Source organism: Enterobacter sp. SST3 (assembly GCF_000286655.1).
GTDB lineage: Bacteria > Pseudomonadota > Gammaproteobacteria > Enterobacterales > Enterobacteriaceae > Enterobacter > Enterobacter roggenkampii.
On record NZ_ALNS01000014.1, the window covers coordinates 58515 to 80571 of the forward strand.

At 53.9% G+C, this 22057-nt stretch carries 24 protein-coding genes; 5 read left to right on the plus strand and 19 right to left on the minus strand.

The genetic code is table 11. The features are described from left to right. Window positions 1-6: 6 nt before the first annotated feature. Both yldA and rnk read right to left on the minus strand, forming a co-directional pair. Window positions 7-96: a small membrane protein YldA gene (yldA, locus tag B498_RS23505; RefSeq protein WP_008501020.1), complete on the minus strand. Its 90-nt coding sequence runs from the start codon at window positions 94-96 to the stop codon at window positions 7-9. A gap of 139 nt (window positions 97-235) precedes the next feature. Further along, the gene (rnk, locus tag B498_RS12835; RefSeq protein WP_008501021.1) at window positions 236-646 is read right to left on the minus strand and encodes a nucleoside diphosphate kinase regulator; all 411 of its coding nucleotides are present in this window, start codon (window positions 644-646) and stop codon (window positions 236-238) included. 246 nt (window positions 647-892) lie between these two features. Between rnk and B498_RS12830 the strand changes: the two genes are divergently transcribed. Beyond that, entirely contained in the window at window positions 893-1510 is a 618-nt protein-coding gene (locus B498_RS12830; protein WP_008501022.1) for a flavin reductase family protein, read from the plus strand. Here the strand turns inward: B498_RS12830 and rna are convergent. After that, window positions 1504-2313 carry a ribonuclease I gene (rna, locus tag B498_RS12825; protein ID WP_008501023.1) on the minus strand — a complete coding sequence of 270 codons (810 nt, stop codon included), beginning with the start codon at window positions 2311-2313 and terminating at the stop codon, window positions 1504-1506. The genes B498_RS12830 and rna overlap by 7 nt on opposite strands. A 94-nt stretch (window positions 2314-2407) precedes the next feature. After that, complete coding sequence (dcuC, locus tag B498_RS12820; protein WP_008501024.1) at window positions 2408-3775, minus strand: anaerobic C4-dicarboxylate transporter DcuC; 1368 nt, start codon at window positions 3773-3775, stop codon at window positions 2408-2410. A gap of 394 nt (window positions 3776-4169) precedes the next feature. Between dcuC and pagP the strand changes: the two genes are divergently transcribed. Together pagP and cspE are read left to right on the plus strand one after the other, a co-directional pair. After that, window positions 4170-4787, plus strand: coding sequence for a lipid IV(A) palmitoyltransferase PagP (gene pagP / locus B498_RS12815; protein ID WP_008501026.1), 618 nt, complete (start codon window positions 4170-4172; stop codon window positions 4785-4787). 190 nt (window positions 4788-4977) lie between these two features. Next, window positions 4978-5187 carry a transcription antiterminator/RNA stability regulator CspE gene (cspE, locus tag B498_RS12810; RefSeq protein ID WP_002439184.1) on the plus strand — a complete coding sequence of 70 codons (210 nt, stop codon included), beginning with the start codon at window positions 4978-4980 and terminating at the stop codon, window positions 5185-5187. 219 nt (window positions 5188-5406) lie between these two features. Here cspE and crcB read toward each other — a convergent pair whose 3' ends face one another. Continuing rightward, window positions 5407-5790, minus strand: a complete 384-nt coding sequence (crcB, locus tag B498_RS12805; RefSeq protein ID WP_008501029.1) for a fluoride efflux transporter CrcB — start codon at window positions 5788-5790, stop codon at window positions 5407-5409. A 67-nt stretch (window positions 5791-5857) separates the two neighbouring features. Between crcB and B498_RS12800 the strand changes: the two genes are divergently transcribed. Then, window positions 5858-6646, plus strand: a complete 789-nt coding sequence (locus B498_RS12800) for a deaminated glutathione amidase (protein ID WP_008501030.1) — start codon at window positions 5858-5860, stop codon at window positions 6644-6646. 125 nt (window positions 6647-6771) lie between these two features. After that, window positions 6772-6975, plus strand: a complete 204-nt coding sequence (gene tatE / locus B498_RS12795) for a twin-arginine translocase subunit TatE (RefSeq protein ID WP_008501031.1) — start codon at window positions 6772-6774, stop codon at window positions 6973-6975. An 81-nt stretch (window positions 6976-7056) separates the two neighbouring features. Here the strand turns inward: tatE and lipA are convergent, their stop codons facing one another. The 14 genes from lipA to leuS form a co-directional block, all read right to left on the minus strand. Next, window positions 7057-8022 carry a lipoyl synthase gene (gene lipA / locus B498_RS12790; protein WP_008501032.1) on the minus strand — a complete coding sequence of 322 codons (966 nt, stop codon included), beginning with the start codon at window positions 8020-8022 and terminating at the stop codon, window positions 7057-7059. Window positions 8023-8229: 207 nt separating this feature from the next. Then, entirely contained in the window at window positions 8230-9183 is a 954-nt protein-coding gene (locus B498_RS12785; RefSeq protein WP_008501033.1) for a YbeF family transcriptional regulator, read from the minus strand. A 291-nt stretch (window positions 9184-9474) separates the two neighbouring features. Then, window positions 9475-10116 carry a lipoyl(octanoyl) transferase LipB gene (gene lipB / locus B498_RS12780; RefSeq protein WP_008501034.1) on the minus strand — a complete coding sequence of 214 codons (642 nt, stop codon included), beginning with the start codon at window positions 10114-10116 and terminating at the stop codon, window positions 9475-9477. Window positions 10117-10210: 94 nt separating this feature from the next. Next, the gene (ybeD, locus tag B498_RS12775; RefSeq protein WP_003858718.1) at window positions 10211-10474 is read right to left on the minus strand and encodes a DUF493 family protein YbeD; all 264 of its coding nucleotides are present in this window, start codon (window positions 10472-10474) and stop codon (window positions 10211-10213) included. 106 nt (window positions 10475-10580) lie between these two features. Continuing rightward, on the minus strand, window positions 10581-11792 hold the full coding sequence (gene dacA / locus B498_RS12770) for a D-alanyl-D-alanine carboxypeptidase DacA (protein WP_008501035.1): 1212 nt from the start codon (window positions 11790-11792) through the stop codon (window positions 10581-10583). Between the two features lie 139 nt (window positions 11793-11931). Continuing rightward, window positions 11932-13044, minus strand: a complete 1113-nt coding sequence (gene rlpA / locus B498_RS12765; protein ID WP_008501036.1) for an endolytic peptidoglycan transglycosylase RlpA — start codon at window positions 13042-13044, stop codon at window positions 11932-11934. Window positions 13045-13060: 16 nt separating this feature from the next. After that, window positions 13061-14173 carry a peptidoglycan glycosyltransferase MrdB gene (gene mrdB / locus B498_RS12760; protein ID WP_008501037.1) on the minus strand — a complete coding sequence of 371 codons (1113 nt, stop codon included), beginning with the start codon at window positions 14171-14173 and terminating at the stop codon, window positions 13061-13063. Window positions 14174-14175: 2 nt separating this feature from the next. Then, window positions 14176-16077 carry a peptidoglycan DD-transpeptidase MrdA gene (gene mrdA / locus B498_RS12755; protein WP_008501038.1) on the minus strand — a complete coding sequence of 634 codons (1902 nt, stop codon included), beginning with the start codon at window positions 16075-16077 and terminating at the stop codon, window positions 14176-14178. A gap of 28 nt (window positions 16078-16105) precedes the next feature. Next, window positions 16106-16573, minus strand: coding sequence for a 23S rRNA (pseudouridine(1915)-N(3))-methyltransferase RlmH (gene rlmH, locus B498_RS12750; RefSeq protein WP_003858701.1), 468 nt, complete (start codon window positions 16571-16573; stop codon window positions 16106-16108). A gap of 3 nt (window positions 16574-16576) precedes the next feature. Continuing rightward, complete coding sequence (rsfS, locus tag B498_RS0121415) at window positions 16577-16894, minus strand: ribosome silencing factor (RefSeq protein ID WP_003858696.1); 318 nt, start codon at window positions 16892-16894, stop codon at window positions 16577-16579. Between the two features lie 269 nt (window positions 16895-17163). Continuing rightward, window positions 17164-17829 (minus strand): nicotinate-nucleotide adenylyltransferase, encoded by a 666-nt coding sequence (gene nadD, locus B498_RS12745; protein WP_032622886.1) that lies wholly within the window; start codon window positions 17827-17829, stop codon window positions 17164-17166. Then, entirely contained in the window at window positions 17822-18853 is a 1032-nt protein-coding gene (holA, locus tag B498_RS12740) for a DNA polymerase III subunit delta (RefSeq protein ID WP_032622888.1), read from the minus strand. The genes nadD and holA overlap by 8 nt, the downstream gene beginning before the upstream one ends. Beyond that, complete coding sequence (gene lptE / locus B498_RS12735; protein ID WP_008501042.1) at window positions 18853-19422, minus strand: LPS assembly lipoprotein LptE; 570 nt, start codon at window positions 19420-19422, stop codon at window positions 18853-18855. Before lptE ends, holA begins: the two co-directional genes overlap by 1 nt. Window positions 19423-19436: 14 nt before the next feature. Further along, the gene (leuS, locus tag B498_RS12730; RefSeq protein WP_008501043.1) at window positions 19437-22019 is read right to left on the minus strand and encodes a leucine--tRNA ligase; all 2583 of its coding nucleotides are present in this window, start codon (window positions 22017-22019) and stop codon (window positions 19437-19439) included. Window positions 22020-22057 lie beyond the last annotated feature (38 nt).

A 22057-nucleotide genomic window follows, 5' to 3' on the forward strand; every position in this document is an offset into this window, starting at 1 on the left:
ATTCGCTTACCAGTGGCGTTCAAGATAGAGCACGGCCGTGACTATAATCGCCACAAAAATCAGAAAGATAAGTGTGATAACGCCTATCTCACTCATGACCGTCCCCGCGGCACCAAAACAGGTTAAGCGTGGATTAAGGCCATTTTGCGCGGTATAGGAAAATTGGGTGAATTTGCGGAAAGAGGATGCGGCTGCATCCTCTGTGCAAAGCGGGTAGGCGCTTATTCAGAAGAGATTAACGCAGGTAATCGCCCGCGGCTTCTGGCTGGTAGAGCAGCTCCAGCACTTCCAGATGGGTCGAGGCGCCACCCGGTAATTCCCAGTGGATCGTATCCCCCGTACGCAGTCCCAGCAGTGCGGCACCCACAGGGGCCAGAACAGAAAGCTGTGTGCTGCTGTCGGTCATCTGAGCCGGGTATACCAGCGTACGGGTCAACTCTTCACCGGTGGTCAGGTTGCGGAATTTCACCTGGCTGTTCATGGTGACCACGTCATGTGGCATTGTCTCAGGCGTGCACATCTGTGCCCGGTCGAGCTCCTCATTCAGGGCGTCGGCCACGGGGAGCGAGGCAAATTCCGCTTTTTCCAGCAGCCTGTCGATACGTTCTGCGTCGAGCTCATTGATGATAATGGTAGGTCTGGACATTTTTTACTCCATGTCGTTAATGCTGCGTCTAACGCAGAAACTGATCCAAAAGAAAACCCTCGCCGTCTGGCAGCGAGGGTTTAACTCTCCCGATGATACTGGCTGAGCGCGCAAGTTTGAAGTGATGAAAGTCACATTCATGGGCCATATGAATTTTCGCTGAAATTTATTCAGTCTTCATTCCTGACGGAATACGTTACGCTGAGTGTCCTGAACCCGGGCGTTGCCCACCAACGAGAGAGAATTATGTACTTCTATCAACCGTCTCAGGGGCACGGCCTGCCGCATGACCCGCTGAACGCCATTATTGGTCCACGTCCGATAGGCTGGATCTCCTCTTGCGACAAGGCCGGTCAGCTGAACCTTGCACCGTACAGTTTCTTCAACTGCTTTAACTACCGCCCGCCGATCATCGGCTTTTCCAGCAACGGCTGGAAGGACAGCGTGCGTAATATTACGGAAACCGGGGAGTTTGTCTGGAACCTGGCAACGCGCGATCTCGCACAGGCGATGAATCAAACCTCCGCGATGCTTCCCCACGATCGGGATGAATTTAGCTTTGCCGGACTCACGCCAGCGGCCAGCCAGCTGGTTAACGCCCCCCGCGTTGCAGAAAGCCCGGTGAATTTTGAATGTCGACTGTCCCAGTGCATTCAGCTTACCGGAGCCGACGGTACGCCGGTGGACACGTGGCTGGTGCTGGGGGAAGTGGTCGGTATCCATATTGCCGAAACGCTGCTGGAAGAGGGGATATACCAGACGGCGAAAGCGCAGCCCATCCTGCGTGCGGGTGGGCCGACGGCATACTATGGCATCAGCGATGAAAACCGGTTTGATATGGTGCGCCCGGGCGCGGATCAGTAACCGGCTTTATCAATCACGAATTGTTTTCCGCAGTTACCCGGATGTGGCTGCGGGGCAAATGAGGCCGCAGAAAGCGGGTTGTTAATGGCGTCAGCCTTCAGCGAAATCTGCATCTCGGTCAGATAAGCCGGATTGCCGTTGCAGGTCAGCTTGAACGCTCTGACGTTCTCCTTGCCCCAGCTTTTGGCTACGGCACTGTCAAAGTCGCTGCGATTGACGGGTTTTCCGTAGTTATTGGCAAGGAATTTACCGACCGCACTGTTTTTAACTTCCTGATTCATCCGCACCATCGTGCCGAAATAGGCATCCGGATCGAAACCAAAGCAGACGCCATGTTTGGCGTATTCGTAGCGTTCCAGGCAGGAATTACCGCCCGCACCCGGCATCACGTCGTTGAGCTTTGCGGCAGCGGAAAGCGACAGTCCGGTTTCGGCGGCATCGCATTTGCGGCTGGCCTTCACTTCCGGCATGTTCGGAATGGGGCGCGTGGCGCAGCCAAAACGCATCCATCGACGTTCATCCACCCCGCGTGCGGCAATGGATTTCGGCAGGCCGGGCCATAGCCCGTGAACGGTCAGAAAATCGGCTTTATTTTCGCGCTCTTTTTGCAGGCGACATTCGTCAGGTTCATTGCGGTTGCGCTCGACCATGCTCTGGCAAAACCCGGTTTGCCAGGACAGAGCCAAAACATAGCGATCGAAATCGCCATACTGGGTTGCCTTGAGCGGTTCTGCCTGTGTGGAGAAAACACAGAGGGCAAGCGCGATTGCCCCAGACGGGATAACGATATCCTTCCTGAACATATGATTTCCTGATCGAATGAGCGTGATTGATTTCTGGGGGTTATTAAAGCACAAAAAGCGCCCGCAGGCGCTTTCTGGATATCAGGAATTTAGCTTAGGCTGCGCCGGGCACCAGCACTTCCGTGGCGATAATCACGATAATCAGCCCAACCATAACGGGCACTGAGGTGCGTTTTACCACTTCAAATGGCGAGATTTTTGCCATCCCGGCAACGGCGACGACCACGCCCGATACCGGGGAAATGGTACGGCCCAGGTTTGACGCCTGCAGCATGGGAATGGATAGATAGGCCGGGTTAATACCGGAGGAGTGGGCCAGTTTCGGGATCATCTCCACGAAAGCGTAGAAAGGCGCATTGCCGGAACCGGTGGTCATGGCCGCCAGCATGGTGAGTACCACCAGGACCAGCATCAGGATAATACTGGCCGAGCCGAACGAGGTGGCGATAGAGATCAGGCTCTGGATAAAGCCGATGGTGCTCAGACCCTGAGCAAAAACGCCCGCTGCCACCAGCAGCATCACCACGCCAGCGAAGGCATCCGCCATACCGCGATAGGCGACTTCCAGACCCGAGAACACCTTTTGCGTGTTGAAACCGCGCACAAACTCCAGCACGGCAGCCAGCAGCATGCAGATCACCAGAATGGTGATGATGTGCAGCTGCGGGCCCCATTTGCCGTCAAAAATCAGCACTCCGATAATCGGCGTGAAGGGCAGAATGGCATAAAACGCGGGGGCGGTGGTGGTGATCTCACTCACGTCCATCATCTCGTGACTGATGTTTTCTTTCTTATCCAGATAGCGCTGCCAGAAGAAATGCGCGATTCCCATTCCCACAATGGCGACAATAGAGATTGGCAGCGTGGTTTTAAAGGCGAAGTCGATGAGCGACATCTCCGCAGCCTTTGCCGCCAGCACAACGTCGCCGGAGGTCGGGGAGAGAATAATGGCTGCCGGAGACGCGCAAATGGCTGCTGCCGCGCCGCGGCTGATACCGACGTTCACCATGACCGGGAACAGCGTGGCCATGAGCAGTACGCCAAGTCCGGTTGCCGACGACACGGCCAGCGACATCAGGCAGGCGAGGAAATAGGCGGCGACCATCAGCAGATAGGGTGAGTTGATGTATTGCAGCGGTTTTGAGGCAAGCTTAACGACCATGTCGTTGGCACCGATATGGGTCATGTAGGCGGCAAAACCGCACAGCATCATGATCATCATACCCAGGTCGCCGCCGCGGCTCATGAGTAATATCTTAATGTATTCAACAATATCAGTGGCGGTGTAACCCGTAGTGGTTGCACTGGCAGGTAATACCTGATGTCCCATTATGGCGCTGATAATCAGCAGCGTTAAACCGCCGACAAATAATACGCCCGTGGCCGAATAGCCTTTAATGATGTAGCGTGCGACACCGACAATGACTACGACCCCAATAAGGAGTTCGAATAACGTAAGCATGATTTCCCCTGTATCTCTGTTGCAATGGAGCACAAAAAATCAATAAAAATAAGAAGGATGAAAATGTGCCGAATAAATGGCCTGTTCTTGCTGATTAAAATCAATAAACAGACGACTAGAGAGCAGAACAACCGTGTTTTTGCCATGGCTCTTACATTTACGCCATGAGAGTCTTGACCGTCAGAAATAGCGCAATATGTCCTTACAATGATAACAGATTGTTAATATTTTGTGTAATTCAGCATGTTGCTGATATAGAAGGCTAAACAGGTTAAAGGCTCACTCTGAATGTGCTTATTCAAACTTGCGGTCCAGTTTATTGAGAATATTCCCGGAAAAAAGCCGAATAATTAGGAATAACGCTGATGTCGTTAAGCCTTGATTCAACTACTTTATGGTAAACTTTGCCTCGAATACTAAGAATGGTAATTGCATTGTGATCGTACGTAATACATTTTTCTCAATTTTATTGTTTATTTTTGGGCAGTTAACGTTTTCTTCTGTTGCACAGGCAGAGGACAACGCGACGGATAAAGGGTGGTTCTCAACCTTTACGGATAATGTCTCTCAGACCTGGACGGCGCCCGAACATTATGATCTCTATGTTCCGGCAATAACGTGGCATGCGCGTTTTGCTTACGACAAAGAGAAAACCGATAAATATAACGAGCGTCCGTGGGGCGCTGGTTTCGGTCAGTCGCGCTGGGATGATAAGGGAAACTGGCATGGCATCTATCTGATGGCCTTTAAAGACTCCTTTAATAAATGGGAGCCGATTGGGGGCTACGGCTGGGAGAAAACCTGGCGCCCGCTAGCCGACGAGAACTTCCATGTCGGGTTGGGCTATACCGCGGGGGTCACCGCGCGTGACAACTGGAACTACATTCCGATCCCGGTACTGCTGCCGTTGGCCTCTATCGGTTACGGCCCCGCAACGTTCCAGATGACCTACATCCCGGGCACGTACAACAACGGTAACGTTTACTTCGCCTGGATGCGTTTTCAGTTTTAACTGAAAAAACGTTACCTGTTGGTGATAAAACGCGCAGCCGTTGATTCATAAACGATAAAAATCTGCCAGTGAAAATTAACGCGACTTTAGTCACTTTTTATCAAAGATCCGCTGGACAAAAGGTCTCACAATTGATGTACTGGTAACCGACACAGCATTTGTGTCGTTTTTTAATGTAAAGGTAATTTTGATGTCTAAGATTAAAGGTAACGTTAAGTGGTTTAATGAGTCCAAAGGATTCGGTTTCATTACTCCTGAAGATGGCAGCAAAGACGTGTTCGTACACTTCTCTGCAATCCAGTCTAATGGTTTCAAAACTCTGGCTGAAGGTCAGCGTGTAGAGTTCGAAATCACTAACGGTGCCAAAGGCCCTTCTGCTGCTAACGTAATCGCTCTGTAATCCAGACGCGTCAGCAAGAATTTCAAAACCCGCTCACTGAGCGGGTTTTTTTCGTTTTGAATCAGCCAAGCAGATACATTTTCAGGAAGCTGGCCACGATCAGCACGCTTAACAACACCATGCCTGCGCTCATCAGACTCTGTTTCATTCTGTCACCCTCGTTCAGTACTGCATCCAGAGTGACAGAGAAAAATTAAGCCAACATTAACGGTTCGGCTGTTAATGCGCGCTTGCGGAAGAAAATAGCCAAAATGCGATCCCCGTCATCGCAAAGGAGCCGAGCATATTGATCGCCATATTCATCAGCGCCCAGCCGATACGGCCTTCCTGAAAGAGAAAAACCGTTTCCGCAGAAAAGGTTGAGAAGGTGGTTAACCCGCCGCAGAATCCGGTGGTAATCAGGACTTTCCACATTGGGTCAATGTGTGTCATTCGGTTAAACCAGGCCAATCCCATGCCAATGATAAAGGCACCTATCAGGTTTGCAGCCAGCGTCCCCATGGGAATCGCCTGATGCAGGGGGTTAAACCGCATACTGAGAAACCATCGCGCAACGCTACCCGTTCCCCCACCAATAAAAACGGCTAAAAGTAGTTGTAACACGCTAAATACCTGCTATTTGATGTGTAAGAGAAGCGAGTTTAACGCCGTTTATGATGAGGGGACAAATATGTATGTTGCGGTAGGGCAATTTGCGGTCACGCCTGACTGGCAGGCTAACGCGATAAAATGCGTCAATCTGATGATGCAGGCCCAACAGAAAGGCGCGTCGCTGCTGGTGCTTCCTGAGGCGCTGCTGGCAAGGGATGATAATGACCCGGATTTATCCGTGAAGTCCGCGCAGCCGCTGGACGGTGAATTTTTACAGCAATTGCTCGCCCAGAGCGTGGGCAATACGATGACGACGATCTTAACAATCCATTTTCCCTCTACGCCGGGTCGGGCGGTGAATACGCTGGTGGCGATTCGCGGCGGAGCCATAGTCGCACGTTACGCCAAGCTTCATCTTTATGATGCCTTCAGCATTCAGGAATCACGGCGCGTCGACCCAGGAGACCGTGTTCCGCCGCTGCTGGAGATTGACGGATTAAAGGTTGGGCTGATGACCTGCTATGACCTGCGTTTTCCGGAGCTGGCACTCCATCTGGCGCTACAGGGGGCGGACGTGCTGGTTCTGCCTGCCGCGTGGGTTAAAGGGCCGTTAAAAGAACATCACTGGGCAACGCTGCTGGCGGCACGCGCGCTGGATACCACCTGCTATGTCGTTGCTGCAGGAGAATGCGGAACGAAGAACATCGGGCAAAGCAGGGTGGTCGATCCGCTGGGTGTGACGATTGCCGCCGCTGCGGAAGCCCCGGATTTGCTGGTGGCGGAGATAAACATAGACAGAATTGCGCTTGCACGTCAGCAATTACCCGTTCTTCGCAATCGTCGGTTTGCGCCACCGCAATTATTGTGATGTTTTTTTCAACAATGCTTGATTCACCTTGTTACAGATTGCTATTGTGTGCACGCGCTAAATGACCGTTAATACAGTCAGGTTTTGGCGCTGAATGCAGCCTGTTTTAAGTAAAGAAGGTATCTATGGGTGAGATTAGTATTACCAAACTGCTGGTGGTTGCCGCACTGGTCGTCCTGCTGTTTGGTACCAAGAAGTTACGCACGCTGGGTGGTGACCTGGGGGCTGCCATCAAAGGCTTTAAGAAAGCGATGAACGACGATGATACAGCCGCGAAGAAAAGCGCTGAGGATGACGTCCCGGCAGACAAGCTTTCTCACAAAGAGTGACGGCAACGCCTGAGGGCTTGCGAAAAAAAACCGGCTCATGAGGCCGGTTTTTTTGTATTACTGTAAATGAATATTACAGCATTATTTAACTTCTTCGCCTTTTGCCTGCATATCTGCATGGTAGGAGGAGCGAACAAACGGGCCGCATGCGGCGTGAGTAAAGCCCATCGCCAGCGCTTCGGCTTTCATTTCATCAAACTCGTCCGGGCTCACGTAGCGCTGTACCGGCAGGTGGTGACGGCTTGGCTGCAGATACTGGCCCAGAGTCAGCATGGTTACACCGTGGCGGCGAAGATCGCGCATCACCTCGATGATTTCATCGTTAGTTTCACCCAGACCTACCATCAGACCTGACTTGGTCGGAATATGCGGATGCGCTTCTTTGAAGCGTTCCAGCAGTTTCAGAGACCAGTTATAGTCAGCGCCCGGGCGGACCTGACGATAGAGACGCGGTACGTTTTCCAGGTTGTGGTTAAACACATCTGGCGGCGTCGCGGTCAGGATATCCAGCGCGCGGTCCATACGGCCGCGGAAGTCTGGCACCAGCGTCTCGATTTTGATGTTTGGGCTTTTCTCGCGAATGGCCGTAATACAGTCAGCGAAGTGCTGCGCTCCGCCGTCGCGCAGATCGTCACGGTCAACGGACGTGATAACCACATAGCGCAGCGCCATGTCGGCGATGGTCTGCGCCAGCTTCTGGGGTTCGTTAGCATCAGGTGCGACCGGACGGCCATGAGCAACATCGCAGAACGGGCAGCGGCGGGTACAGATAGCACCCAGAATCATAAACGTCGCGGTACCGTGATTGAAACATTCAGCAAGGTTCGGACAAGAGGCTTCTTCACAAACGGAGTGAAGGCCATTCTTGCGCATCGCCGCTTTGATCCCCTGGATACGCGAAGAGTCGGCCGGAAGTTTGATTTTCATCCATTCCGGTTTTCTTAACAGCGCCTCGCGCTCTGTAGCCACGTTTTTAACCGGGATAAGGGCCATTTTATCGGCATCGCGGTATTTAACACCGCGTTCCATCACAATGGGTTTACTCATAGCGTGCGTGTTCCAGTTGCGAATATCGAAGGAAAGCGTTTCAATTCAAGGGAATGTTGTATTTATCAACTATTTTTGAACGAACGACAGGCAGTATATCATTGAAACGGTCGTTAAAGCAGCCTGCCAGATCGCCAATTTGTAAAATAGTTGTTGTTTTGTGCCTTTTGCCCTGCCTGTCGCAGGGGCTTATGCTGGCTCAACCTGTCAGAAGGCCTGACGGATAATGCGGATGACGTTTTCCAGAACCGGATCGCGCAAGCTCAGCTTGTTGTAATGCAGTGAAATTTCAACAGATTCCGCATTAAGCTGGCTGAGGGGGATACTGTCCAGCGGCCAGCATTTCCGGAGCAGGCTGTACAGGCGCGATGGCATGATGCACAGCATATCGCTGCTGCCTATCAGGGATGCGGTGGTGAACATATTGTAACTGCTGAAGCTGATCTGACGTTCCGGGAAAATTTCATCAATACGCTGACGAAGGCCATGGTTGGACTGCCCTTCGGTCATGAAAGACGAGTGGTCGTAGTTGCGCAGGTTTTCGATGGTCAGCGGCTCGCTGAGGGCAGGATGCTGCTGACGGCAAACCAGCACCAGGTTATCCGCATAGAGCACATTTTGCCCCAGCGCTCTGGCACTGAAGCTGCCGCTTTCAATAATCAGGTCCGTCTGGAACTGGGCAAGCTGAACGTCAGGTTCATGGAGAGGCACATTGCGAAGCAGGAGCTGCGGAGCATGCTCTTTTACGGCCTGGAAGATCGCTGGCATCACCAGCACACCCACAGAAGGAGAACAGCCGATGGTGATGGTTCTCTGCTTATCATAGCTCCCGGTTAAATCCAGTGCGCCCAGAATCGACTCCAGCCCCTGGCTGATGTACTCATGAAGATGCGTGGCGTAAGCCGTCGGCGTTACCCCCTGGCCCTTACGGATAAATAACGGGTCAGGAAATATAGCGCGTAGCTTTTGGATGGACTGGCTTATTGCTGATGGCGTGAGATTAAGAATTTTCGCAGCGTTAACGATACCCTTATGGACATATACTGCCTCAAAAATAGTCAGTAAATTGAGATCAATATTACGTAAAGTCCGAAAAATTTGCGGCTTGTCTTCGCCACCAGGTTCATTCAGTCGTTTGGCTGGTAAATTATTATACTCCACGCTTTCACTCCGTATACATTCACAATATGAATGATAGTTGAATTTATTTATTATGCTTGTAGAGATTCGTAAAGTGTTGGTTTTGTTTCATTTGTTTATCAAAAGCAAACACTTGTGTGATAATTGCTCACGTTACTTATGCCGTGTTTGCCGTGCATGCTGGAGGCTAAATAATATGTAGCGGTAATATTCGGGCGCTTCGAAAATATAGAATCTATGGATTATTGTAAAGTGCAAAAACGGTAAATAGACAGTGGCCCGTCAAATTAGCGAGCCCTGTTGTACGATATATTAAGCAGGGATATATTCGTGCGGGGGATTGTTAAGTAGTGCTAACACGTTCTTCAAAAGCACGGGACGAATCGTGTCTGGCGTAGCGGTTTCTACCCACTGGCGCATTTGCGTCATTTCCATGCCGGCGTAGCCGCAGGGGTTTATGCGCTGGAAAGGCGCGAGATCCATATTAATATTCAAGGCCAGGCCATGGAATGAGCAGCCTTTACGAATACGCAGCCCCAGAGAGCAGATCTTCATTTCCCCAACGTAGACCCCAGGCGCATCGGCCCGCGGATGCGCGTCAATCCCGTATTCCGCCAGCGTATTGACGACTGTCTGTTCCAGTAAGGTAACCAGTTCACGCACGCCGAGCTTTCTGCGCTTCAGATTGAGCAGGACGTACATTACCTGCTGCCCGGGACCATGGTACGTGACCTGACCGCCGCGATCGCTCTGGATAACCGGAATATCGCCCGTCATTAATAAATGTTCTGCTTTTCCCGCCTGACCCTGCGTAAAGACCGGCAGGTGTTCGACCAGCCAGATCTCATCGGGGGTTGTGTCATCGCGTGAATCGGTGAAGTCATGCATAGCCTGGGAGACAGGCTCGTAAGGTTGCAGCCCGAGGTGACGGACCAGAATTTTATCCTGATACAAAACTGCGTCTCCGAAGACGAGGGACAAAAGGTATGCGGGAGTATATCACAGTGGGGAGAAGGGTTACCCGGCAAACCGGGTAACCGCAAAGGGACTACAGCACCATACGAACGATTTCGATATTGCCGAGCTCTTCGTACAGCGTCTCAACCTGCTCAATGTGTGTCGCAGTGATGGTAATAGAAACCGAGTGGTAGTTGCCCTTGCTGCTTGGTTTTACTGACGGAGAGTAGTCACCCGGCGCATGGCGCTGTACCACTTCAACCACCTGATCAACCAGCTCAGGTTTCGCCAGACCCATTACTTTGTAGGTAAATGGGGTAGGGAATTCAAGCAGTTCGTTAAGTTTGGTTTTCATGTCAGCTCCGGCGTAACGTCAAAAAATAATAACTCCCACGTCAGGTGGGAGTTATCAGGATACTTAGTATATGGGGATCAAAATCACACTTTCAAGTGTTCGATTTTTAACCAAACCAGTGGTGGAACATCAATTTAATATAATCAATGATTTTGCCGAAGAAATTGCCTTCAGGAATTTCTTGCAGGACCACCAGCGGGCGCTGATCGATCGTTTTGCCATCCAGCTGGAAGTTGATTGTGCCCACGACCTGATTTTTCTGCAGCGGGGCGTGCAGCTCGGTGCTGTTCAGGACGTAGCTGGCTTTCAGATCCTTCATACGACCGCGCGGAATGGTCAGGTAGAGGTCTTTATCAACGCCGAGAGAAGCACGGTCGTTGTCGCCGAACCAGACCGGTTCAGACGCAAACTCTTTGCCTGCTTTCAGTGGATTCACGGTTTCGAAGAAACGGAAGCCCCAGGTCAGCAGCTTCTTGCTTTCTGTTTCACGGCCTTTAAAGGTGCGGCCACCCATCACGGCAGAGATCAGACGCATCTGGCCTTCAGTGGCGGAGGCGACCAGGTTGTAGCCCGCTTTGTCGGTGTGACCGGTTTTGATGCCGTCAACGTTCAGGCTGTTATCCCACAGCAGGCCGTTACGGTTGGTCTGACGGATACCGTTGAAGGTGAACTCTTTCTCTTTATAGATAGAGTACTCATTAGGAACATCGCGGATCAGCGCCTGACCAATCAACGCCATGTCACGTGCCGAGCTGTACTGACCGTCTGCGTCCAGGCCGTGTACGGTCTGGAAATGGCTGTTTTTCAGACCCAGCGCGTTCACGTAGCTGTTCATCAGGCCTACGAAGGCATCCTGGCTACCGGCGGCGAAATCGGCCATCGCTACGCAGGCATCGTTACCCGACTGCAGGTTGATACCGCGAATCAGCTGGGAAACAGGAACCTGCATACCCGGTTTCAGGAACATCAGAGAGGAGCCCTTAAAGACCGGGTTCCCGGTTGCCCACGCATCGTTACCGATGGTGACCAGATCCGTTTCTTTGAATTTACCTGCCTTCATCGCCTGGCCGATAACGTAGCTGGTCATCATTTTGGTCAGGCTGGCCGGGTCACGGCGGGCATCGGCATTCTGTTCTGCCAGCACTTTGCCAGAGTTGTAATCGATCAGGATGTAGGATTCCGCGTCGATTTGCGGAACGCCAGGGATCATGGTCTTGATATTCAGGTCATCGGCGTGAGCTGCAGAGAGCGCAGCCGCGCAAAGGGCCGTGGTCAGCGCCATGCGCTGCACAAAACGAGCAGAAAAAGTGGTCTTCATGGTCAGAACTACGACATCCGTGATGGAATTAAAAAAAGTGCCTTACTATAGCAAATGCTATTCAGGCAGGCATCCGACTTTAAGCATGAGTTTGTGAATGTGTTTTACACAAACTGACAATTCGGATACCGCCGGTTAATTATTTCGCAACAGCGATAAATGACTGAAGCTGAGCTTCATTCTGCAGACGCTGCTGCAGGGAGGCTGCCTGCGATTTGCTGGCAAACGGCCCCATCTGAATGCGCCAGACCGCACCGTTCTGCTCAACGCGTCCTGGTACGCCAAACTGCTGGCTCAGGCGCTGCTGATACTGTTTAGCCCGGGCCTGATCGCTCACAGCACCGACCTGAACCACATAGCTGCCGCTGGCCGCTGTTGGAGCCGCCACCGCGGCACTTTGCGTGGCCGCGGGCGCCGTTACGGGAGCTTGCTGGGTCGCTGGTGCAGCAACGGGAGCGGGGGCTGGGGTAGGTTCACTGCCTTCCAGCACGCCCGAGGCTAAGGTCGTCGGTGCGCCAAGAAAACCGCTGCTCTTTACCGGTGCGCCCGTTGAATCGTCGCTTTGCAGCGTGTCGTTGCTGATTGGGCGTATTTCTCCCCCCGGCTGAGCAGGCTCGGCCGGAGAAGAGACGCTGCCCATTCCGCCGTCAAGATTGGGGCGGTCGGGCAGGGCATAGGTCTGTTTCGCCACCGTCGTACACGCGGTACCTGGCCCGGAGAGGGAGCCATCCTGCGCCACAATAATCGGGTCAATACGGACTTTGGTGTTGTTCGAGGTATTCAGGCGATCGGCAGACGCGCGCGACAGGGAGATCACCCGGTCATTTCCGTAAGGGCCGCGGTCGTTGATACGCACGACAATCATACGGCCGTTTGCCTGGTTGGTGATACGGGCGTAGCTCGGGATCGGCAGCGTTGGGTGTGCTGCCGTCAGCTGCATCGGGTCGAACGTCTCCCCGGAGGCCGTCAGGTTACTGCCTGGCTCGGCATCGTAAATGGCGGCAAAGCCCGCCTGACTGAAACGGGAAGGATCCTGAACAATTTTATAGCTTTTGCCGTCGCGCTCGTAATCCTGATTGGCACTGGCATTCAGCGGTTCATAAACGGGATCGGCACCGCTGATTTCAACGATTGGGCCATTACACACCGCAGGCTGCGGCGGCGCGACGGTTGCCTGTTGCTGACCATCATCACTTGTGCAGGCCGCAAGTAAACTTGCCGCAATGCAGATCCCCAGCCACTGCTTACGCATTCCGATCCCCTTATTTTTATACGCTTTTTGACAACATTTTTCTGTGGGTATGGATCGACATCACGATACCAAACCCGGCCATCAACACGATCAGTGCCGAGCCCCCGTAACTCACCAGCGGCAGCGGTACGCCTACCACCGGCAGAATACCACTCACCATACCAATATTTACGAAGACATAAACGAATAAAATCAGCATCAACCCGCCAGCCATGACGCGACCAAAGGTCGTTTGCGCGCGTGCTGCAATCCACAATCCCCGCATGATCAGCAGAACGTATAGCGCCAGGAGTATTAAGATGCCCACCAGCCCCAGCTCTTCCGCGAGTACCGCAAAGATAAAGTCGGTGTGGCGTTCCGGTAAAAATTCCAGCTGCGACTGCGTACCGTGCAGCCAGCCTTTCCCGCGCAGGCCGCCGGAGCCAATCGCAATCTTGGACTGAATAATATGATAGCCCGCGCCTAGCGGATCGGTTTCCGGATCGAGCAGCATCATGACGCGCTGGCGCTGGTAATCGTGCATCAGGAAGAACCAGAGAATAGGGATGAACGCCGCTATCAGCACCACCGCGATACCAATCAGGCGCCAGCTCAGGCCCGACAGAAAGAGGACAAACAGACCGGAGAGCGCGATAAGGATTGAGGTGCCAAGGTCAGGCTGTGCCGCAACCAGCAGCGTTGGCAGGAAAATCAGCACCAGCGCGATGGCGGTATTCTTCAGAGACGGCGGACAGACGTCGCGGTTGATAAAGCGTGCCACCATCAGTGGCACGGCGATTTTGGCAATCTCCGAGGGCTGGAAGCGGACAATACCCAAATCCAGCCAGCGCTGCGCCCCTTTTGAAATGGCGCCAAACGCATCGACCGCAACCAGCAAAATAATACAGAAGATGTAGAGATAGGGCGCCCAGCCTTCGTAAACGCGCGGCGGGATCTGCGCCATCACCACCATAATGATCAGGCCCATGGCGATCTGGCCGATTTTGCGCTCCATCATCCCGATGTCCTGGCCGCTGGCGCTCCAGATAACAAGCGCACTGTAAACCAGCAGAGCCAGTAGGATCAGCAGCATGGCTGGGTCGATGTGGATTTTGTCCCACAGCGATTTTTTATTTGGATTATCCGTCATGATTATTGGTCCTCCGCCGCAGCGGCGGCCGGGTTTTCAGCCGGCAGTTCGGTGTTGTTATCACCCAGCATGATGTGGTCAAGGATCTGGCGCATGATGGTCCCTACTGCAGGCCCGGCACCGCCGTTCTCCAGAATCATTGCCACCGCGACCTGCGGGTTGTCATAAGGGGCAAACGCCGTCATCAGCTTATGGTCACGCAGACGTTCGGCAATGCGGTGCGCGTTATAGGTTTCGTTGGCTTTCAGACCAAATACCTGCGCAGTACCGGACTTCGCCGCCACTTTGTACGGCGTCCCGGCGAAATACTTATGTGCGGTACCGTTCGGGCGGTTTGCCACGCCGTACATACCGTCTTTCGCGATTTCCCAGAAGCCGGAATGAATGTCACCCACCGGGGCTTCGTGCGGCTGGTTCCACGGCACTTTTTTGCCGTCTTCAACCGTACTCTGCAGCAGATGCGGCACTTTCACCACGCCGTCATTGATGAGGATCATCATGGCTTTGTTCATCTGAAGCGGCGTTGCCGTCCAGTAGCCCTGACCGATACCCACCGGAATGGTGTCGCCCTGATACCACGGCTTTTTAAAGCGCTTCAGCTTCCATTCGCGCGTCGGCATGTTGCCGGAGCGTTCCTCCGCAAGGTCAACGCCGGTGTAGTGTCCGTAGCCGAATTTGCTCATCCACTCTGACAGGCGGTCGATCCCCATGTCATAGGCCACCTGATAGAAGAAGGTATCCGCAGACTCCTCCAGCGATTTGGTGACGTTCAGATGACCGTGACCCCATTTTTTCCAGTCGCGATAGCGCTTATCTGAACCCGGCAGCTGCCACCAGCCCGGGTCAAACAGGCTGGTATTGCGGTTGATGACGCCAGCACTCAGAGCAGAGACCGCCACGTACGGTTTAACCGTTGATGCCGGTGGGTAAACCCCTTGCGTCGCGCGGTTCACCAGCGGCGTGTTGGGGTCATTCAGCAGACCGGAGTAGTCTTTACTGGAAATGCCGTCAACAAACAGGTTCGGGTCATAGCTTGGCATTGACACCATCGCCAGGATGCCGCCGGTTCGAGGATCGGTGACCACAACGGCTGCACGACTGCCCGCCAGCAGGGTTTCAATATACTGCTGTAGCTTAAGGTCGAGGGTCAGATAGACGTCATGCCCGGCCTGAGGCGGCACTTCTTTAAGCTGGCGAATCACGCGGCCGCGGTTGTTAACCTCCACCTCTTCATAGCCGGTTTGCCCGTGCAGGACATCTTCGTAGTAGCGTTCAATGCCCAGCTTACCGATGTCGTGCGTTGCGGCGTAGTTCGCCAGCTTGCCGTCTTTATCAAGGCGGTCGACGTCTTTGTCGTTAATCTTGGAGACGTAGCCAATCACATGCGTCAGCGCGGAGCCGTAAGGGTAGTAGCGACGCTTGTAGCCCTTTACTTCCACGCCGGGGAAACGGTACTGGTTCACCGCAAAGCGGGCCACCTGGACTTCCGTCAGGTTGGTTTTAACCGGGATGGAGGTGAATCGGTGTGAGCGGGCGCGCTCTTTTTTGAAGGCGGCGATATCGTCGTCGTTAAGGTCGACAACGCTTTTCAGCGCTTCCAGCGTATCCTGAACATTATCGACTTTTTCCGGCATCATCTCGATTTGATAGATGGTGCGGTTTAACGCCAGCGGGGTGCCGTTGCGATCGTAAATAATGCCGCGGCTGGGCGCGATAGGCACCAGCTTGATACGGTTTTCGTTGGAACGCGTCTGGTAGTCGGTAAAACGGACAATTTGCAGATTATAAAGGTTGGCGATCAGCACGCCGGTAAGCAGCAAAATCCCGGTGAAGGCGACCAGCGCCCGGCGCACAAACAGCGCGGACTCAGCCGTATAGTCGCGAAAAGAATTCTGTAGTTTCATCCGCTGCTTAATCTACCCTGGTCAGTCATTACTCGCGGTGATAGGGGTGGTTGGTAGTAATGCTCCACGCGCGATACAGGCTTTCTGCCACCAGTACCCGAACGAGCGGGTGGGGAAGCGTCAGCGCGGAGAGGGACCAACTTTGTTCTGCTGCCGCTTTGCAGGCAGGGGATAACCCTTCGGGTCCGCCAATCAACAGACTGACGTCACGGCCATCCTGCTTCCAGCGCTCCAGTTCGTGCGCCAGCTGCGGCGTATCCCAGGGTTTTCCTGGAATATCGAGGGTGACGATGCGGTTTTTGCCAGCGGCAGCCAGCATCAGTTCGCCCTCTTTATCGAGAATACGTTTGATATCGGCGTTCTTGCCGCGCTTACCGGCGGGGATTTCCACCAGTTCGAACGGCATGTCTTTTGGAAAACGACGCAGATATTCAGTAAAACCGGTTTGTACCCAGTCCGGCATTTTGGTGCCGACGGCGACCAGCTGCAACTTCACGCATTAACCCCAGAGTTTTTCCAGCTCATACAGGCGACGGCTCTCTTCCTGCATGACGTGGACAATCACATCGCCGAGATCGACAACCACCCAGTCAGCCGTCGCTTCACCTTCAACGCCGAGCGGCAACAGCCCTGCAGCACGTGATTCCTGTACCACGTGATCGGCAATTGAAACAACATGACGTGTGGACGTACCGGTGCAGATGATCATGCAGTCGGTAATACTGGATTTACCCTTAACGTCGATAGCGATGATGTCCTGACCTTTCAGGTCATCAATTTTGTCAATAACAAAATCCTGGAGTGCTTTACCCTGCAAGTTTTCCCCCTGGGGTGAATGAGATTGTAAAACGTTGAATTCGTAGCCAGACAGTATACCTGAACTCATGCCTGTGTCGGGACAAAAGTCTCCGGTCGGGCTTTTGAAGGCGGGTATCATCCCACCCTCTGCCTGAGATTGCATCGCCATTTTTGTAAAACAATTTCTGTAAAGCAATCATCGGCGGGAAAGTCTGGCAGCGGAGAATAACAGTATGGCTTACCCTGTCAAGGCAGGATAAACAATAAGCCGCTTTTTATGCCCTCCGGCTATTCATCTGCGCTTTTCTGATACAAACCATGCGTATGGATATAGGCCAGCACCGGTGCGGGGAGCAGATCGTCACACGCTAAACCCTGCTGTAAGCGCTCGCGAATGAGGGTTGCAGAGATATCGAACCACGGCGTTTCGGCCAGATAAATCTTCCCGGCAGGCTGAGTGTGAAGATCTTCAACATTGGCGGTGAGATGATCTTCCAGCCACTGCTGGTACTGCGCTTCGCGCATGGTCAGCGGATAGCCAGGACGGCGGCAGACGAGCAGGTGGCTGTTCTCCAGGATGGTTTCATATTTATGCCATGTGGGGAAGTTCAGCAGGGAGTCCTGTCCGATGATAAAAGCCAGCGGCTGGTCTGGACCTTGTTCTGTGCGCCACTCCTGAAGCGTCTGTGAGGTCCAGGAGGGTGTGTCGCGACGCAGCTCACGCTCGTCAAGCCGGAAGAGCGGCTTATCTGCGATGGCCAGGGCAAGCATCTCTTTTCGCTGCTCGCTGGTCGCCTCAGGCTGTGGACGATGGGGCGGGACATTATTGGGCATGATGGTGACGCGCTGAAGGCCGATCAGATTCGCCAGAATTTCAACCGGCTTCAGATGCCCGTAGTGTACCGGGTCGAAGGTGCCGCCATACAGGGCCTGTAAAGAGTGCATACTATCCATCAATAAAAACGTCTGCCAGCGCCTTGTGGCAGAGCAGCAGGGAAAGGCTTTCCAGCTCCGCCCAGACCGACTGGCCGTAATCTTGCTTTAGCGTAAGCTCGGCGCGCATCAGAAGCTGTACCGCCTGGCGAAGCTGTTCATGACTCAGGCGGTTGATGGCCTCGGTGGTCAAAGCCCGGCGATTTTGCCACACCCGGTGTTTATCAAACAGCGAACGCAAAGGCGTATGGGCAGACTGACGCTTGAGCGTAATCAGCAGCAGCAGTTCGCGCTGCAGGGTTCGCAGCAGAATAACCGGTTCGCTGCCTTCGAGGCGCAGCTGCTGCAGAATATGCAGGGCGCGTTTACTTTTTGCCGACAGCAGCGCGTCCACCCAGTGGAACGGCGTGAAGTGCGCCGCGTCGTTAACGGCCTGCTCGACGCGCGGCAAGGTCAGCTTGCCGTCCGGCCAGAGCAGGGAGAGTCTGTCCAGCGCCTGCGCCAGGGCCAGCAGGTTACCTTCATAGCAGTAGCAGAGCAGCTGGTTCGCCGCGTCATCCAGCTGAAGGTTGTGCTGCTTCGCTCTCGCGGCGACCCATTTAGGCAGATGCGCCTGCTCAGGCGTCTGACAGGTGACCAACACCGCGTGGGGCGCGAGTTGGGTAAACCATGCCGCGTTTTCCTGCGCTTTGGTCAGCTTGTTGCCACGCACAATCAGGATCAGATCGCTGTGTAAGAGGCTGACCAGCGTAGCGAGCTGCTCGTTCATCGCCGCGTTAGGCCCGTTTTCCGGCAGCAGGATCTGAATCGTCTGGCGCGATGCGAACAGGCTCATCGCCTGACAGAGCGAGAAGAGGGCGTTCCAGTCGGTATTGTTATCCAACTGGACGGTGTGGTGTTCATCAAAGCCCTGCTCGGCGGCGGCATGCCGCACGGCATCCAGGCTTTCCTGAAGTAATAACGGATCGTTTCCAAGAAGCAGATACGCCGCGCGCAGCCCTTCATTGAGCTGCGCGCGGAGTTGTTCAGGATACAGCCTGATCATCATTTACCCAGAGAGTTAGCAGCAGGAAGCGTGCCATCAACCGGTTTATCAACAATGTCAGATCCTTGTTTGGTTGACGCTGCAATACTTGGCAGTTTACGGATCAGCTGTTCCGCCGCCTTGTCGTACATTTCGTTGATGATAATCTGCTGTTCGGCATCTTTTGCCAGCGCCGTCTGCGGGTTATCGAAGAACGAACGGTACACTTTCGTGCTGATCGGATAGATGTCTTTACCCGGGATCAGAACTGCCGCGTTGACCGTCAACACCATTTGATACTCTGCGGTACGGCCATCCTGGAAGATAGACGCAGTGTCTCTCGACAGACCACTTCCTGTCACACGCAGAGACGGTACATCCTGACGCAGCGTCTGTTTCTCAACAAGCTCAACGCCGTTCAGACGCAGCTGATTGCGAATTGCCCGGCTGAGTGGACCGTTCGGATCTCCGGAATCAAAGATCATGGTTTTCATCTGAGCAGGCACCGCCGTGGTATTGCGCAGGTGCCAGCCGCAGCCAGCGGTGACAAGCACCGCCAGAGATAAGAGTATTGTTGCCAGTTGTCGCACGTTTCCTCCCGCGCTTAGCCAACGACCAGATTCAGCAGTTTACCAGGTACGTAGATCACTTTACGTACGGTAACGCCCTCAAGATATTTAGCGACCAGTGGTTCCTGGCCCGCGCGCTCGCGAACCTGTTCTTCGGTTGCATCGACCGCCACGGTAATTTTACCGCGGACTTTACCGTTCACCTGGACCACGACCAGCGTGGTGTTTTCCACCATCGCGGCTTCGTCAGCCTGCGGCCACGGCGCGTTGTCGATATCGCCTTCGCCTTTCAGCTCCTGCCACAGGGTAAAGCTAACGTGCGGCGTGAACGGGTTCAGCATGCGAACGACGGCCAGCAGCGCTTCACGCATTAAGGCACGATCCTGCTCGCCGTCCTGCGGGGCTTTCGCCAGCTTGTTCATCAGTTCCATAATAGCCGCAATTGCGGTATTGAAGGTCTGACGACGACCAATATCATCGGTCACTTTCGCAATGGTTTTATGAACATCACGACGCAGCGCCTGCTGTTCTTCAGTCAGGGCAGCAGCGTTCAGCGCCGGGGCATCGCCCAGTGAGGTGTGCTCGTAAACCAGCTTCCAGACGCGTTTCAGGAAGCGGTTTGCGCCTTCCACGCCAGACTCCTGCCATTCCAGCGTCATGTCTGCCGGAGAGGCAAACATCATGAACAGACGCACGGTATCCGCACCATAACGCTCAACCATCACCTGCGGGTCGATACCGTTGTTTTTCGACTTGGACATTTTGCTCATGCCGGTGTAGACCAGCTCGTGACCTTCAGCGTCTTTCGCCTTCACGATACGGCCCTTCTCGTCGCGCTCAACGATCGCGTCAACCGGAGATACCCAGTTACGCTCGCCGTTTGCCCCGACGTAATAGAAGGCATCCGCCAGCACCATGCCCTGACACAGCAGCTGTTTTGCAGGTTCGTCAGAGTTCACCATGCCCGCATCGCGCATCAGCTTGTGGAAGAAGCGGAAGTAGAGCAGGTGCATGATGGCGTGTTCGATACCACCGATGTAGATATCTACCGGCAGCCAGTAGTTCGCTGCTTTGGAATCCAGCATGCCGTCCTGATACTGAGGACAGGTGTAGCGAGCATAGTACCAGGATGACTCCATAAAGGTGTCAAAGGTGTCGGTTTCGCGCAGCGCGGGCTGACCGTTGACGGTGGTTTTTGCCCACTCAGGATCGGCTTTGATCGGGCTGGTGATACCGTCCATGACCACGTCTTCCGGCAGGATCACCGGCAGCTGATCTTCCGGCGTTGGCATCACGGTGCCATCTTCCAGCGTCACCATTGGAATTGGCGCACCCCAGTAACGCTGACGGGAAACGCCCCAGTCGCGCAGACGGAAGTTAACTTTACGCTCGCCCACGCCAAGGGAGGCCAGCTTGTCGGCGATAGCGTTGAAGCCCTCTTCGAAGCTCAGACCGTTGAACTCGCCGGAGTTGAACAAGGTCCCTTTTTCGGTCAGCGCTTGTTCGGACAGGTCTGGTTCAGAACCGTCAGCCGTCAGAATAACAGGCTTGATGGTCAGGCCATATTTAGTGGCAAATTCATAGTCGCGCTGGTCGTGACCCGGAACGGCCATCACGGCGCCTGTGCCGTATTCCATCAGTACGAAGTTGGCGGCCCAGACAGGGATCGCTTCGCCCGTCAGCGGGTGAATGGCTTTAAAGCCGGTATCAACCCCTTTTTTCTCCATCGTTGCCATATCGGCTTCGGCCACTTTCGTGTTGCGGCACTCGTCGATGAAGGTAGCCAGTTCGGGATTGTTCTCTGCCGCTTTCTGCGCCAGCGGGTGACCTGCGGCCACGGCCAGGTAGGTCGCGCCCATGAAGGTGTCCGGACGGGTGGTGTAGACGGTCAGGGTCTGGTCGTAGTTCTCAACGTTGAAGGTAATTTCCACGCCTTCAGAACGGCCGATCCAGTTGCGCTGCATGGTCTTAACGGTATCTGGCCAGTGGTCCAGATTATCCAGATCGTTCAGCAGCTCATCAGCGTAAGCGGTGATTTTAATAAACCACTGCGGGATCTCTTTACGCTCTACTTTAGTATCACAGCGCCAGCAGCAGCCATCGATAACCTGTTCGTTCGCGAGAACGGTCTGGTCATTCGGGCACCAGTTAACGGCAGAGGTCTTCTTGTACACCAGGCCTTTTTTGTACAGCTCAGTGAAGAATTTCTGTTCCCAGCGGTAGTATTCCGGGGTACAGGTTGCCAGCTCGCGGCTCCAGTCATAGCCAAAGCCCAGCATTTTGAGCTGGTTTTTCATGTACGCGATGTTGTCGTACGTCCACGGTGCCGGCGCCGTATTGTTTTTGACCGCCGCGCCTTCCGCAGGCAGACCGAACGCATCCCAACCGATGGGTTGCAGAACGTTTTTGCCCAGCATGCGCTGGTAGCGCGCAATCACATCACCAATGGTGTAGTTACGCACGTGGCCCATGTGTAGTCGACCAGAAGGATAGGGAAGCATCGACAGGCAGTAATACTTCTCTTTGCTCTCGTCTTCGGTTACTTCAAAGGTGCGCTTCTCGTCCCAGTGTTGCTGGACTTTTGATTCTATCTCTTCCGGGCGGTATTGCTCTTGCATGGCAGCCAGTGGTCCTGTGTTCAATACAGCTACAAATG

Coding starts and splice junctions, on each gene's coding strand:
- dcuC (WP_008501024.1), bottom strand. CDS start 3,775: ATGCTTACGTTATTCGAACTCCTTATTGGGGTCGTAGTCATTGTCGGT.
- yldA (WP_008501020.1), bottom strand. CDS start 96: ATGAGTGAGATAGGCGTTATCACACTTATCTTTCTGATTTTTGTGGCG.
- rnk (WP_008501021.1), bottom strand. CDS start 646: ATGTCCAGACCTACCATTATCATCAATGAGCTCGACGCAGAACGTATC.
- B498_RS12800 (WP_008501030.1), top strand. CDS start 5,858: ATGTATGTTGCGGTAGGGCAATTTGCGGTCACGCCTGACTGGCAGGCT.
- leuS (WP_008501043.1), bottom strand. CDS start 22,019: ATGCAAGAGCAATACCGCCCGGAAGAGATAGAATCAAAAGTCCAGCAA.
- pagP (WP_008501026.1), top strand. CDS start 4,170: ATGGTAAACTTTGCCTCGAATACTAAGAATGGTAATTGCATTGTGATC.
- rlpA (WP_008501036.1), bottom strand. CDS start 13,044: ATGCGTAAGCAGTGGCTGGGGATCTGCATTGCGGCAAGTTTACTTGCG.
- mrdA (WP_008501038.1), bottom strand. CDS start 16,077: ATGAAACTACAGAATTCTTTTCGCGACTATACGGCTGAGTCCGCGCTG.
- holA (WP_032622888.1), bottom strand. CDS start 18,853: ATGATCAGGCTGTATCCTGAACAACTCCGCGCGCAGCTCAATGAAGGG.
- cspE (WP_002439184.1), top strand. CDS start 4,978: ATGTCTAAGATTAAAGGTAACGTTAAGTGGTTTAATGAGTCCAAAGGA.
- ybeD (WP_003858718.1), bottom strand. CDS start 10,474: ATGAAAACCAAACTTAACGAACTGCTTGAATTCCCTACCCCATTTACC.
- B498_RS12830 (WP_008501022.1), top strand. CDS start 893: ATGTACTTCTATCAACCGTCTCAGGGGCACGGCCTGCCGCATGACCCG.
- dacA (WP_008501035.1), bottom strand. CDS start 11,792: ATGAAGACCACTTTTTCTGCTCGTTTTGTGCAGCGCATGGCGCTGACC.
- lipA (WP_008501032.1), bottom strand. CDS start 8,022: ATGAGTAAACCCATTGTGATGGAACGCGGTGTTAAATACCGCGATGCC.
- tatE (WP_008501031.1), top strand. CDS start 6,772: ATGGGTGAGATTAGTATTACCAAACTGCTGGTGGTTGCCGCACTGGTC.
- rna (WP_008501023.1), bottom strand. CDS start 2,313: ATGTTCAGGAAGGATATCGTTATCCCGTCTGGGGCAATCGCGCTTGCC.
- mrdB (WP_008501037.1), bottom strand. CDS start 14,173: ATGACGGATAATCCAAATAAAAAATCGCTGTGGGACAAAATCCACATC.
- nadD (WP_032622886.1), bottom strand. CDS start 17,829: ATGGATAGTATGCACTCTTTACAGGCCCTGTATGGCGGCACCTTCGAC.